The 13,977-nt window shown below is 52.5% G+C and carries 14 protein-coding genes and 1 pseudogene; 12 read left to right on the forward strand and 3 right to left on the reverse strand.

The annotated features are described in order from the left end of the window. Positions 1-62 precede the first annotated feature (62 nt). The 4 genes from rpsT to K3T83_RS10845 all read left to right on the forward strand — a co-directional run bounded on the left by rpsT (position 63) and on the right by K3T83_RS10845 (position 2,708). Positions 63-329, forward strand: a complete 267-nt coding sequence (rpsT, locus tag K3T83_RS10830) for a 30S ribosomal protein S20 (protein ID WP_220202987.1) — start codon at positions 63-65, stop codon at positions 327-329. 86 nt (positions 330-415) lie between these two features. Next, complete coding sequence (gene rplS / locus K3T83_RS10835; RefSeq protein ID WP_220208204.1) at positions 416-868, forward strand: 50S ribosomal protein L19; 453 nt, start codon at positions 416-418, stop codon at positions 866-868. Next, entirely contained in the window at positions 831-1,520 is a 690-nt protein-coding gene (gene rnhB, locus K3T83_RS10840) for a ribonuclease HII (RefSeq protein ID WP_236064869.1), read from the forward strand. Before rplS ends, rnhB begins: the two co-directional genes overlap by 38 nt. 180 nt (positions 1,521-1,700) lie before the next feature. Next, a complete protein-coding gene (locus K3T83_RS10845; RefSeq protein ID WP_220202988.1) occupies positions 1,701-2,708 on the forward strand; it encodes an SDR family oxidoreductase in 1,008 nt (335 codons plus the stop codon). A gap of 69 nt (positions 2,709-2,777) precedes the next feature. On the opposite strand, the gene K3T83_RS10850 is transcribed toward K3T83_RS10845, so the two are convergent. Beyond that, positions 2,778-3,470, reverse strand: coding sequence for a CTP synthase C-terminal region-related (seleno)protein (locus tag K3T83_RS10850; protein ID WP_220202989.1), 693 nt, complete (start codon positions 3,468-3,470; stop codon positions 2,778-2,780). A gap of 374 nt (positions 3,471-3,844) precedes the next feature. Between K3T83_RS10850 and K3T83_RS10855 the strand changes: the two genes are divergently transcribed. The 3 genes from K3T83_RS10855 to K3T83_RS10865 all read left to right on the forward strand — a co-directional run bounded on the left by K3T83_RS10855 (position 3,845) and on the right by K3T83_RS10865 (position 6,868). Then, a complete protein-coding gene (locus K3T83_RS10855; protein WP_220202990.1) occupies positions 3,845-4,978 on the forward strand; it encodes a hypothetical protein in 1,134 nt (377 codons plus the stop codon). Positions 4,979-5,073: 95 nt separating this feature from the next. After that, a complete protein-coding gene (rlmB, locus tag K3T83_RS10860; protein WP_220202991.1) occupies positions 5,074-5,820 on the forward strand; it encodes a 23S rRNA (guanosine(2251)-2'-O)-methyltransferase RlmB in 747 nt (248 codons plus the stop codon). 106 nt (positions 5,821-5,926) lie between these two features. Continuing rightward, positions 5,927-6,868, forward strand: coding sequence for a hypothetical protein (locus tag K3T83_RS10865; protein WP_220202992.1), 942 nt, complete (start codon positions 5,927-5,929; stop codon positions 6,866-6,868). A 67-nt stretch (positions 6,869-6,935) separates the two neighbouring features. Here K3T83_RS10865 and K3T83_RS10870 read toward each other — a convergent pair whose 3' ends face one another. Further along, positions 6,936-7,670, reverse strand: a complete 735-nt coding sequence (locus K3T83_RS10870; RefSeq protein WP_220202993.1) for an SDR family oxidoreductase — start codon at positions 7,668-7,670, stop codon at positions 6,936-6,938. Between the two features lie 19 nt (positions 7,671-7,689). Beyond that, on the reverse strand, positions 7,690-9,069 hold the full coding sequence (locus tag K3T83_RS10875) for an FAD-binding oxidoreductase (protein WP_220202994.1): 1,380 nt from the start codon (positions 9,067-9,069) through the stop codon (positions 7,690-7,692). A gap of 238 nt (positions 9,070-9,307) precedes the next feature. Here K3T83_RS10875 and K3T83_RS10880 point away from each other — a divergent pair, with 238 nt between their 5' ends. The 5 genes and pseudogenes from K3T83_RS10880 to K3T83_RS10900 form a co-directional block, all read left to right on the forward strand. Continuing rightward, positions 9,308-9,943 (forward strand): LysE family translocator, encoded by a 636-nt coding sequence (locus K3T83_RS10880; RefSeq protein ID WP_220202995.1) that lies wholly within the window; start codon positions 9,308-9,310, stop codon positions 9,941-9,943. A gap of 92 nt (positions 9,944-10,035) precedes the next feature. Beyond that, positions 10,036-10,683 (forward strand): thiamine diphosphokinase, encoded by a 648-nt coding sequence (locus K3T83_RS10885; protein ID WP_220202996.1) that lies wholly within the window; start codon positions 10,036-10,038, stop codon positions 10,681-10,683. 303 nt (positions 10,684-10,986) lie between these two features. Next, a complete protein-coding gene (locus tag K3T83_RS10890) occupies positions 10,987-11,610 on the forward strand; it encodes an ECF transporter S component (RefSeq protein WP_220202997.1) in 624 nt (207 codons plus the stop codon). 3 nt (positions 11,611-11,613) lie between these two features. Then, a complete protein-coding gene (locus K3T83_RS10895; RefSeq protein ID WP_220202998.1) occupies positions 11,614-13,431 on the forward strand; it encodes an ABC transporter ATP-binding protein in 1,818 nt (605 codons plus the stop codon). Beyond that, a pseudogene (locus K3T83_RS10900) lies at positions 13,431-13,964 on the forward strand (energy-coupling factor transporter transmembrane component T family protein); the annotation flags it as partial. The gene K3T83_RS10895 and the pseudogene K3T83_RS10900, both read left to right, overlap by 1 nt. Positions 13,965-13,977 lie beyond the last annotated feature (13 nt).

Raw genomic sequence — 13,977 nt, forward strand, 5'->3', positions numbered from 1 at the left:
TGTCATAGTTTTTTGATGTAACGTGAATAAAGGCAGACATTCGGGGAGGAACCGTACTAAATATGCCAAATAATGCATCTGCGGAAAAGCGCATGCGCCAGGAACAGAAGCGCCGCGCACACAACCGCAGCGTTAAATCACTGGTAAGAACTCAGGTCACGAAAGCACGTCAGGCCATCGGTAACACAGCTGCTAGCGCTGAAGATGCACAGGCCGCTGTCCGCGTGGCAGTCAGCGAACTGGACCGCGCCGCCAAAAAGGGAGTTCTTCACAAGAAGAATGCTGCTCGCCGCAAGTCACGCTTGATGAAGCAGCTCAACACAAAGTAGTTACCCGCGCCCATTGCTCTGCCGTCTATCTGTTCACTATCGCCGAGCACTGAGCGCATGAGGAGGCTTATATGTCTAAAGATGGGATGGCCGACAAACAAGTCGTAACGAAACCAGCAGGGCGAGCGTTACTGGCCGCTGTCGAGAATGCTCAGTTACGCAAAGATATACCTGAGATTCGCTCCGGCGATACGGTTCGCCTGCAAGTCAAAGTCGTTGAGGGAACTCGCGAACGTCTCCAGCCTTTTGAAGGCGTCGTGATCCGTCTTCGCAGCGGTGGCGTCAATGCCAATTTCACCGTTCGCCGTATCACGAATGGCGTTGGCGTTGAACGTACTTTCTTGCTCCATTCTCCCCGTATTGAGAAGATTGAAGTACTTCGCCATGCTCGTGTACGCCGCAAACAGCTTTACTATCTGCGTGGTCTCACCGGCAAAGCTGCTCGCCTGAAGGAAATTCGCCCACTTAGCAGCAAACAGATTGCCGCGAAAGAAGCTGCGCGTGCTGCCGCTCAAACAGCCAAAAGTGCAAACGAGTAAAAAGCAAGCACCGACACTGATTGAAGAAATGGCCCTGTTAGAACAGGGCTATTGCTTTGTCGCCGGACTCGATGAGGCAGGACGGGGTTGCCTGGCGGGTCCGGTGGTAGCGGCTGCCGTTATCTTACCGCTCTCCGATGATCCCGCCAGCATTCTAGAACGCTTTTCCGGCGTCAACGACTCTAAACAACTCACGCTACCAGCACGCGAACGCCTCTACGATGTGGTAATGCAACATGCTCTGGCCGTCAGTGTGGGCATCGGTTCAGTCGAGGTTATCGAAGAGCGCAATATCTTACAGGCCACCAAATATGCCATGTGTGAGGCATTAACACAGCTTGATCCATATCCCCAGGCGCTTCTGCTCGATGCCATTCACCTCCCTACGATCAAGCTTCCCCAACGCTCCATCATCAAAGGCGACGCTCGCTGCCTCTCTATCGCTGCTGCCTCGATTGTCGCCAAAGTCACACGGGATCGCTTAATGGTCCAGCTGCATCAAGAATTTCCCGCCTACGGCTTTAACCAGCATAAAGGCTATGGCACCGAAGCGCATATCGCCGCCATCCATCAACACGGCGTCACCCCCCACCATCGCCGCAGCTTCTCCCCCATCCGCGAACTTCTTTACGGCCTCTTCTCCCAATCTTGACTTCCACCTTTTTTTATGGTACAAAATGAATGAGGTTCATTCATTTTGTGGCACAGAGATCGTTGTCCTACCTGAAAAGTTTTAATCTATCTTAGGATTTTCCCAATACTGCTAGACGATGCATGATAAAAATTTTTATTGTAATATGAATGAAGTTCATTCACAGAAGAGGAGCTATAGATGAAAGCGTTTGTAACAGGAAGCACTGGTTTACTTGGCAACAATCTTGTGCGTTTGCTGGTCGAGCAGGGACACGAAGTAAAGGCGCTGGCCCGCTCTCGCAAGAAGGCAGAGCTATTGTTCGCGGGACTGGATGTGGACATTGTAGAAGGAGATATGCTGGACATTCCCGGCTTCGCCGCTGCAATGGAGGGATGTGAAGTGCTATTTCACGCGGCCGCCTACTTTCGCGACTACTATCAGCCGGGCGATCACTGGAAATTGCTTGATGCAATCAACATTCAGGGAACCCACACATTGTTGATAGAGGCCGAACGGCACGGCATCCAGCGGGTGATCTACACCAGTTCGTCAACTGTTATTGGTGCACAACCATCAGGACAGGATGCCGATGAATCAACTCCTTCCGGGCAGGAGACGCAGTGGAATCTCTATGCGAAGAGTAAGCTTCTGGCCGAGAAAGCTGTCTATCAATTCTTGCAAAATCATAGTTTACCGGTCGTGCTGATCCTTCCTGCTCTCATGTTCGGTCCCGGCGATATTGGCCCTACCAGCACAGGTCTGATGGTGCAAAACTTCATAGCACGTAAGATACCGGGGATTATCGACGCGGGCTTCTCTGTCGTCGATGCACGCGATGTGGCTCAGGCAATGCTGGCAGCTGTGGAAAAAGGCAAGAGTGGAGAGCGCTATATCGTCGGTGGTCGCTACCTTGATATGGCAGAGATTTTCCAAAAGTTGGAGCAGGCTTCCGGCGTGCCATCGCCCAGGCGCACGCTTCCCTACTCCGTTACCCTGATTATCGCCTGGCTCTCAGAGACTATTGCACGCATCACCCATCAAACAACGCTGATGACCCGTGACAGTGTACGTACCAGCCACCTCAAACGCCGCGTCAGCTCGCAAAAAGCGCTGCACGAATTAGGGATCATTTTTCGTCCCGTAGAAGAAACCTTGCGCGACGAAATCGATTGGTATCGCGCTCATAGCTCAAAGCTTGCTTTTTAGCGCGTCAGCAATCAACCAGATATTGGCGAAAGAGACCTGCTGAAAGGGTTCCTCTTCCGCCAACTTTCATTACAATGCTGCCTGAAGCCACGCCCGAATTAACGGATGCACAATCTCTTTATAAGCGGCTCGTTGAGGCTGAAAGAGCGTGCCAATGAAGAATGGATGGTTCTCAAGCTCAACAATGCGCACCTCACCGTTCCCATCAACGCCGCTCACACGCAGGCCATGCTGCTCAAACTCTGACCGCAGCACAACGTTCAAGCCATAGTTGCAGATTCCATACTGCTCGACAACCTCAGTCTTACCGTAGATATTTGCCACACGTGAACCAGGAGTCAGGTAGAATGTTTCAGACAGCTCGTTTACCGAACAGGCTAACGGCGTCACGGCCAGCGTAGTTGCGGTCGGATTCGACTCGGCATGATCTGCATCGGCCAGCCCGAGTACGGCACGAGCATACTCGATCAGCATATGTTGAAAGCCGCCACAGGTTCCCAGCAAGGGAACGTCATGCTTGCGCGCAAAACGAACTCCATTGAGCGCACCCTCCATACTCTTATAGGGCGTATTTGGCACCACCCAGAGTGCCTGACACTCCGCGAGCCGCCTCTCGTCACCATCTGCAAGCGATGGAGTTTGCAACCAGCATAGTTCCACATCATAGCCAAGGTCTTCCGCCACCAGAGCAATCGCTTTCAGCGTCACTGTATGCGCCTTAACCTGCGGATCATAATCGCCAATAAGTCCAACACGAAGCATCTGTTTTCCCATCCTTTCATTCTTCGCCACACCGATCATACCGTACGCAACGAGAAAATACACCGTTCCTCGGGACGATGTATTTTCTCGCCCACCCTGATATACTGATAAGCCCACCCCTGAAAACGATACAACGAACACATGGCCCATTAGTCACAGCCACTTTTGACAGCATGACCAGCAGAGTGCTAATCTGAAATAAGTTGGGTATTCCTATTCCTGTTTACATGTTACACTTCTTTAGCCCTTTACAAATCAAACAGGTGTAGAAGGTAGTAATAATAGGCAGTACAACAAAAAGGAAGCTACACATATAAATCTGAAATATAAAAGGAACCTATAGACAATTTGCATCTCACAAGACAGGAGAAATCATGGGCCTGGAGACACAGGAACATTTCACAGACAATAGAACCACGCGACATAAGGGACTGTTGGGATGGTGGTATAATCTCACCGCTCCAGCGGAACCAACGATCAACGCTTCCATCGAAGAACGTGAAAGCAGTCGTCGAGCAAAACTTGCCAGCACCATTATGCTCATCCTGTACATTCTCACCGTTCCAGCAGTTGTGGCGTCCTTCCTGGGGAAAAATTATCAAATGATCCCGTTGCTGGCGGGTATGTTTTTCGCAACGATCATCGCAACCTGTTGCAATCGTCGCGGCCTGGTCAATCTCACTGGATTGATTATCGTGGTGGCCTACAGCGCTGGCATGATGACCAATATTGCGACTGCTGCGGGCGGCTTAAGCCTGGAGTTAGCTCCCTGGTTCACGCTCCTGATTATTCCTGAGATTCTGGTGGCGGCCCTGCTCTCTCCGGGTATGGCATTCGCATTTGCACCCATTTATATCGCATTCAGCGTTCTGGCTTTCCTGTTTATGCCACGAGCAGCCGGGGCAGAAACCAACCTGAACATCATCTTCTCCAATGCGGTGTTGCTCCCTGGCATTTTACAGTGTACCGTAGCCGGGATCTCATTCTTATGGGCAAGCAACCTGGAACGTGCGCTGCGGGAGAGAGATCGAGCCGAAGAGGTGGTGCGGCTTGAGCGCGATCTGGCCGAGAAGTCGGAGCAAATGATCCAACAAAAAGAACAGTTAGAACACAGCATTGACGTGATTGTACAAACGCAGGCAACCGTCGCTAATGGCAATCTGAACGCCCGTGTGCCTCTGACCGCCGATAACGTCCTCTGGTCGGTTGCAGGCACCTTGAACAATCTCATTGCGCGCCTGCAACGTGCGCGTGCAACCGAGGCAGAGCTGGAACAGGCCAGGACCAGCGCGGCACATCTGGCGGCAATCATTCGCACGCGCAAACATGGGCAACCCACACCCAACTATGTCTACAAAGGTACGATGATCGATACCATTGCAATGGAGATTTTCCCGCCGCAGGAGACCCAGAAAACATATCGAGATCAGGCTTTCTATACGCGCGACACGCCGCCTCCTCAGGAAGCCTTCTCTACTATCTGGAAGTGGAAAACTTCTGAGGTCTGAACAGGGCAACCACATCCTTTTACGACAGAACATCCGGGCTATGGTTGGCTATGTGTGCTATACTCGTTCCAGAAAAACACGATCCGAGAGGAAACATGTCGGAATACATCTGGGGACGCAATCCCATTCTGGAAACACTACATTCTGCCCGGCGGGTCAGGCGCATTCTTCTGGCGGAAGGGGTGCGCGAAGCTCCCGCCATTGCAACGATAATAGAGGAAGCCGAACGTCGCCATATCCCGATTGAGGTGGTGCCACGCAACCGTCTCGACCAACTCAGCAAGGGAGCTGTCCATCAGGGTTGCGTGGCTCAGGTTGCCGAGCGCACTTATGCCTCTATCGACGGTATTCTCGCCCATGCCGCCAGCAAAAACGAACCGCCGTTCCTGGTGATCCTTGACGCGATTCAGGATGTCAACAACCTCGGCTCCCTGCTCCGCACCGCAGAAGCGGCAGGCACACATGGCATCATCATTCCAGAGCATCGCGCCGCAGAGGTCAATGCAACCGTTGTCAAAACATCAGCTGGAGCCAGCGAACATCTATTGATTGCCCGCGAGACCAATCTCACCCGCGCCATCGACTATCTGAAAAAACAACAGGTCTGGGTGATCGGACTGGTTGGAGAGGCACAGACGCTCTATACGCAGGCCGATTTGACCGGACCACTGGCACTGGTGGTGGGCAACGAAGGCAAGGGCATCAGTCGTCTGGTACGCGAACATTGCGACCTGCTCATCAAGCTCCCGATGCACGGCTCGATCAATTCGCTGAATGCTGCCATCGCCGGGAGTATTGCTCTCTACGAAGCCTTGAGACAGCGCTCCGCTCGCAAACAATAATGTTGCTATTGACCGCTCTCCGCATAAAACCCAACATGCTGTTACAAGTTGCTTTGCCAAACCGTTTATTCTTATATCATTGTTGCGTTATCGGGAGCTTATCGCCATGCAGATTAGAGACAAACGCTATCGCCGCCTGATCCCCTTGCTCTGGTGCCTGGGCGTCGGCGCACTGTTGCTCACATTTTCTATCTCATCACCCACCGCTCAAGCTCAAGCTTTGCGCAAAGGACATCTAGAGATCACCAATCCGCTCGTCAACGGGAACGCTCAGGGGCGAACAGGCACAACTATTACCCTGAAAGGCAACAATTTCGACTCTAACGATACCATCCATCTCTACTACACGACCAATGGAGATTCGGGGCAATGCACCAATAATGGCAATCCAGGAGATCACGGACTCCAACCATTTACCACCAACACAACAATCAATGCTCAGGATGATGGCACGTTTACGCAGGATGTTACCTGGCCGGATGCCGCCAATACACCAAACACACAGTATTATGTTTGCGCTCTGAGCGATAACGTTCACGCCCTCACCACCAACTCTTTCACTATTATGCAGAGCGATGCCACCTTCGTTTTTAGCCCAAACACGCTTGCACCGGGCGGTCAGGTAACGGTTACAGGCACAAAATGGCTCCCTCCTCAAACTCTGACCGTCTCCATCGGCACCGACAACAACACTACTCCCATCGTGAGCCAGACCGTCACACCCGGTGCTGATGGCAACTTCTCTACGCAACTGACCATTCCCGATACAGCTCAACCAGGAACATATAACATCTTTGTGATTGCCACCGGAGATGCCACATTAAAAGCCACCAAAGCTAATGCTCTGACGATCACACAGGCCACGCCCACGCCGCAATCAACAACAGCGCCCACCCCAACGGTTGGCCCAACGCCGACACCTACTGCCACTACAGGCAATACTGGCGGCGGCAACGCCCTCACCATGCTAATATACGCCCTTGGAGGCATAGGAGTAATGCTGGTCATCGTAGGTGTTGTAATGTTCGCGGCCTATTCTCGCTCTTAAATAAAAAAGCTCATTATACATAATTTATCGTTTTTGACGATAAATTATGTATAATGAGCTTTTTTATTTACATTGAAAGGCGTTTAAAGATACTTTCAGGTATGCTTTTGACGACCAGCATGATGGGACGCCAGAAGAAGGGCAAATAGACGACATCTTTCCCCTGCTTCATCGCTTCGTAGACGCCGCGCCCAACGACTGCGGGCTTCGCGAAGAGCGGTCCCTTCTTCACTGCTGCTGTCATCGGCGTATCAACAAAGCCGGGCTTGATCGTGACGACTTTGACGCCGGACTTTGCAAGCCGATTGCGCAAACCTTGCAGGAAAACGCTCACACCACCTTTGGCGGTGCCATACACGTAATTGCTCTGACGCCCACGATCTCCGGCCACCGAAGAAATGACGGCGATACAGCCGCGCTTCTGCTGCTCAAAATAGTTCCCGGCAATGGTGAGCAGCGAGACCACGCTCGTAAAATTGTTGGTCAGCTCTTTCAACGTCTCTTCCACGCTCACCTCGCATTTCCGCTGATTGCCCAGCGTACCGTGTGCGATGAGCAGCATATCCAGACCATTGAGCGTGATAATGGCTTTGTCAAATAGCTCCTGGTGGCGGCTCAAATCGCTGAGATCGAGCAGGAAGGTCTCTACCTGCTTTGCTCCATGCACAGTCAGATCATCGGACACAGCCTTCAGCCTCTCTTCGGAGCGGGCCACCAGAAAAAGTTCCGCTCCATCGCTGGCAAAGCAGCGGGCCGTTTCATGGGCAATCGCAGAGGTTGCCCCGATAATTGCTATCTTCATCTCTTTTCGTATCTTTTTTTTACAAGCCAGGCACCGGCAACGGGCCGCTATCCGTCTCTAAAGAAACAGGCTGTGGCACAACACGTCGCCAGAAGCTCGACGAAAACTTCGGGTCAATAAACTGCTCGAACTCTTTCCATTGTGGGAAAAACGTCTGAAAGCTCTCAGCAGACATATGAGCGTCTTTCGCAGGATAGACGGAGCCGCCAGCTTCCAGTACCATACGATCCAGATCATCCAGCAACGCCAGCGTCTTGCGGCCTCGATAGGAGAAATCGAGCGCCAGATTGAGACCCGGACGTGGGAAAGAGAGCATGCCAGGCGACGGGATATCGCCATACTTTTTCAACACGGTCAGAAACGAGCCTTCGCCCGAACGCACGATGCGCCTCAAGATATCGCGCATGGCTTCGTGTGCATTGTCAAACGGCACAAGAAACTGGTACTGCAAAAAGCCCCGTTTCCCATAGAGACGATACCAGTCGTGGATAGAATCGAGTGGATAGAAAAATGGATCGTACGAGATCGTTTTGTGGACGCGTTTTGGCACCTGTACGTGATAATACGCTTCGTTAAAAGCTTTGACAGTCATGGTGTTCAACGCAAACGAGGGCAAATTGAGCGGCACAACCAGTGGGAAACGTTTCTTGAGTGGTTTGCGCGCCAGCTCTGGCGAACGGTTATTGTTGCCACGCAAAAACTTGCCCCGACACAGCTTCTCGCCTCCTACCAGCAGATCCACCCATGCCACCGTATACTCATAATCAGCATCCGACTCCTGCGAAATCTCAAAGAATTCGTCCAGCGAATCAAAGCGAATCGAATCCATATCGATATAGGGATTGGCGATGGGCTTGAGGCGAAATTCTGCCCAGAGAATCAGGCCGGTCAGCCCTAAGCCGCCTATCGTGGCCTGAAAGAGATCGCGATTCTCGGTCGGCGAACAGAGCAAGCGATCACCATTCGAGCGCAGCAACTCAAAGCGGGTGACATGACAGCCAAATGTGCCAACCTTATGATGATTTTTTCCGTGTATATCGTTGGCAATTGCGCCGCCAACCGAGACAAATTTGGTACCAGGCGTGACGGGCAAAAACCAGCCGCGCGGCACAACAAGATCGAGAACTTGCGCAAACGAGACACCTGCCTCGCAACACAACAACCCTTCCTGCTCGTCAAAGGAGATAAAACGATTAAGCTTGCTTACGTCAAAAATGATGCCGCCCTCATTCAAACAACTATCGCCATAGCTGCGTCCATAGGCATAGGGTAATATCGATTGCCGCAAGCTTGTAAAATCTGGCAACTCGTCACGCCAGTAAATAGGGATCACTTGATCTGGCTCGACTACAGGATAGCGCCCCCATGATTGAGGTATGTTTTTTGTATCAGCGCCCATAAACTTATCATGCCTTTGCAAAATTTATTCTTTCTATTCGACAAGCTTATATTATCTTACAAAACGTTTTTTGAGAAGTGGCGGACACCGCCGACCAGATAGTACCGCTTATCATGAGTTAGAGAGAATAATTCAGTTCTTGATTGCTGCAACCAGAATCCTTGCTTTCCAGCCTCTCCCCTGCTACTCTGAATAAGAGATAGATAAACCAACATGTCATAACGAAAGGGAAAACTCTATGCCCACCTTGCTAACTCTAGCGCTCTTTCTTCTCGCAGCTCTGGGATTGCTGATAGTTCCCGGCCCGGCGGTCTTATATATTATCACGCGTAGCGTCGAGCAAGGAAGACGAGCGGGCTTCGCATCCGTGCTGGGAGTCGAGCTGGCCGGTCTCATGCATACCGTTGCCGCAGCACTCGGCCTGTCAGCTCTGCTACTGGCTTCAGCCCTCGCTTTTAGCATCGTGAAATATCTGGGAGCTGCTTATCTCATTTATCTTGGCGTTCGTACACTACTCGCACGGGAAAAGACCGTAGAGGTCCACACCGACCTGCCAAAGAGCGCCCCTCGACTGTTTGCTCAGGGCTTTTTCGTCAACCTGTTGAACCCCAAGACAGCCCTCTTCTTCTATGCCTTTCTGCCACAATTTGTTAATCCCGCAAGGGGCGCGGTTATCGAGCAAATCCTGCTGTTTGGCACGCTCTTTGTGCTGCTGGCCTTCTGCACCGATAGCCTCTACGCCTTGCTTGGCTCAATGATAGGCGGGCTTCTCCGCAGAAGTGTCCTGCTCCGCCGGGTGCAACGCTATGTAACGGGCGGCATCTATATCATACTTGGAATAACCACAGCGACTCTCGGCTCTGAGAAAAAGTAGAGCAGGGAATATCAAAGGGAAACGGAGAGCGAGCCTCGGTCCTGGAATGATATGATAATGACAAAATTCTATACGAAATGGCTCAGGAAGAAATGCATATTATCATTTTCGCTGGCGGCCCCCTCATACCGGGCAAGGCGGTAGATGCAGCAATCAGCGAGGCCGATTTTGTGATTGCCGCCGATAGCGGGGCGCAAACAGCGCTGCAACGCGGCCTCACGCCCGCTATTGTGGTTGGCGATTTCGATTCGCTCTCGCTCTCCCCTGACATGCTAAAAGCGCTGGGGTGCCAGTTGATAGAGGTGTCGGCAGAGAAAGACGAGACCGATACCGAACTGGCAATAAACACAGCAGTACAACAAGGGGCCAGCGAGATTACGATTCTCGGCGGCCTCGGTGGACAGCGCTTTGAACATAGCATCGCCAATATCTTGCTAATGGCAGACTACGCTCTCCCCATCCGTATCACCGATGGACCCTCTACTTGCTGGCTGCTACGTGGGCCGGGCAGCACAACTATTACCGGGCAACCCGGCGACCTGCTCTCGCTCTTCCCTCTCACCACCGATGCATATGGCGTTCGTACCAGCAATTTGTACTATCCCTTGCGAGGAGAGACATTGCGCTTCGGCAGGCCGCGCGGCATCAGCAACGTGTTAACAACCACACAGGCCCAGGCTTCAGTCGAGCAAGGGCTATTGCTGGTCATTCATACCTCAAAGCAAGAACTGGACGAATGAGGGCATCAGTTCCTCCTTCGATATCTTAGTATTTCAGTCAGATATTAGCATGCCCTAATATTTCCCATCAATCCCCTTGACAAAACATATTAGCATACCCTAATATCTTAGTGAATTCGTCGGATATCTGGATCGGCAAAAATCCTCCTACATTCGTAGTTGCATGCTGGATTGTGTTCGCTTCTCTTGCCGCCTACGCCGAGAGATACAGGCACTATCCATCTGTGCAGCTACGAACGGCGAAAATTCAGAATATGATCTGAATACGAACTGGATACAATCTCATTTTGAAAGGAATCGCTGATGAGCGAACAAAGGGTGTACGAGCAATCCGGACGACAGGGGAAAAAGTATAGCTGGCTCTTCTGGAGTACGCGCGATATTTTGTTGTTAGCCGCTATAGCTCTGGTCTTCGGTCTTATTCTGGGTATTGGACTTTACCCCTATCTGGCACTGCTGGCACTGGGTCCGATTGTCACATGGGGCTTGATTGGCCTCTATCTCCTCCCATCTTTTTTTATCGCCTATGTACTCCGCAGGCCCGGAGCCGCCTTCCTTATCGCTCTCCTCTACAATCTGGTCATGCTCCCATTCTCACCATTTGGCTTCATATTGATGATTGGAGCCGTGATGCATGGTTTCAATGTCGAGGCAGGCATAGCCATAGCCACGCGCTATCGTACTTTCGGTATCGGTTGGATGGCCCTGGCTGGTGCGATCAGCGGGGTACTGGAAGTCTTTATCTATAACATCTTTTACCCCGAAGCATTGCGGCTCGCCCAACCTATTGTGATTGGCATTGTGGTGGTCACGACGCTCAGTTGTACGCTGGTGGCGATCATCGCAAAGCTGGTGGCCGATGCTGTTGCACGAACTGGTGCGCTCTCTGGAACGGCGCTCAAGCGTGAGGATGCGCAAGAGGTATAAGCGATGGCATTGATTGAAATAGATGAGTTGATGATCAAATATCCTGGACGCAAACAACCTGTGCTGCAACACCTCGATCTCCAGCTCCATCAAGGCGAGACGGTGCTGCTGCTCGGTGCCTCGGGCAGTGGGAAAAGCACATTAGTGCTGACCTTCAATGGCCTGATCCCTCACGAGGCTGGCTCAATCCTGCACGGACATGTTCGCGTCGATGGTATAGATACGCAACAGACGACGGTGGCGGAACTGGCCCGGCATGTGGGGATCGTCTTTCAAGATCCTGACGCGCAATTCGCAACGCTGATCGTGGAAGATGAGATAGTCTTCGGGCTGGAAAACCTCTGTATGCCGCCAGCCAAGATGGATCAACAGGTTGTCAAGGCGCTGGAACAGGTAGGGCTGCCCCACTATCGCCATCGTCGGGTTGAGCAGCTTTCGGGTGGAGAGAAGCAGCGAGTTGCGCTGGCAAGCCTGCTGGCGATGGAGCCGTCTATACTAATCTTTGATGAGCCAACAGCCAATCTCGATCCAGTGGGAACGCAGGAGGTTTTCGAGCTGATCCGGCGCTGCAAAGAGCTGGGAACGCATACAATTGTGCTGATCGAGCATAAACTCGACGACCTGATGGAACTGGTGGATCGCGTGGTTGTCCTCGGTGCTGGTGGCTCCATTCTGGCCGATGGCTCTCCGCAGAAAGTGTTCTACGATGATCTCTCGACGCTCCAGGAACACGGCGTCTGGATTCCCCAGGTAGCACTCCTGACCCATCGCCTGCACGAACAGGGAATCACGTTTGCCTCTCATACGGCTTCCTTCCCCGTTACGCTCGCCGAAGCGGAGGATATGCTCAGGCGAACTGGCATTGCACATGATGCCCCCGAAACCAGAGAGACAGAGCCGATCAACACCAATAGCGTGTCGGAATCAAAGCAATTGGCGATAGAGATACGCGATCTCTCCTTCCAGGTCGACAAACAGACGATCCTCGATCATGTTTCGCTCAACGTGCCACAGGGAGACTTTCTGGCAATCGTGGGCGCGAACGGTGCCGGCAAGACGACGCTGGCCCGGCATCTGGTCGATATCCTTCATCCCCCGCCTGCAACCATCATGCTGCATGGAAAGGATGTTACCAGGGTAGCTGCGCGCGATCTGGTCCACCAGGTCGGATACGTCTTTCAAAACCCTGAACATCAGTTTATTACAGATTCGGTAGCCGACGAGATCAACTATGGGCTGCGCGTCATGGGACTACCACCAGAAGAGATCTCAGCCAGAACGACGGCGCTGCTCGATCGCTTTGGGCTGCTCCGCTTTGCACGCGCCAACCCCTTCACGCTTAGTCATGGCGAGAAGCGCCGCCTGAGCGTGGCAACCATGCTCGCTGTTGGACAGCAAATACTCATCCTCGACGAACCGACCTTTGGACAGGATCAACGCAATGCTGATGCGCTGCTTGACCTGCTCTGTTCGCTCCATGCAGAAAGACGCACGATTATCATGATTACTCACGATATGTCGCTGGTAGCAAAATATGCTCGCCATGTTGCAGTGATGAAAGATGGGCGACTGCTCTTTCACGATACCCCGGCAACGCTGTTTACCAGGCCCGATCTACTCGCCGAAGCTCATCTCACCATGCCGCCGCTGACAGCACTGGCGGATCGGATGGGCTGGCCCGGTCTACTCACGCTGGAAGCAGTAGCCTCAAAGTGTACGCAGGTGCTTCTGGCTGGCAACGAACCGCAGGGCAAACGTGAAGGAATGAATGGGCATACTCATCTGGCCTCTTCGTCATGGAACTCGAAAGATACGCTATAATGCAGACCTTTTATTACGAAACGGACTCGCTGCTCCATCGGCTCAATCCACTCAGCAAGGTCCTGGCCTTGATGCCTGCGCTGATTTTTGTGGCGCTCACAACCGATCCCTGGACACCAGTTGCGTTTATCGGTTTTATCGCCATATTGCTCCTGACCATTGGGAAAGTGCCACTGATCCGCCTCGCGCGTATCGCCGGGCCAATTCTCCTGATGATGATCAGTTTCGGGCTGATCTATCCCTTTGCAGCGCGGGCTGATCTGGTAAGCAACTCGCCGGTGCTGCTCCATCTCGGTCCGCTCACTGTCTATCAGGCGGGAGTCATCAATGGCCTGATTGTGATTCTGCGCACCTGCGCCCTGCTCTCGCTCTCGCTGCTTTTTACTCTGACAACTGATACAAGCGACTTTATCCGCGCAATGGTGCAGCAATGGAAGCTTCCCTACAAGCTTGGCTACGGTGCGCTGGCGGCGTTTCGCTTTTTGCCAATGTTGCAGGCAGAGATGCAGCTGATCCAGGCCGCTCATAAAGTACGCGGCATCGCGG

The sequence above is a fragment of the Reticulibacter mediterranei genome (genome assembly GCF_016587455.1).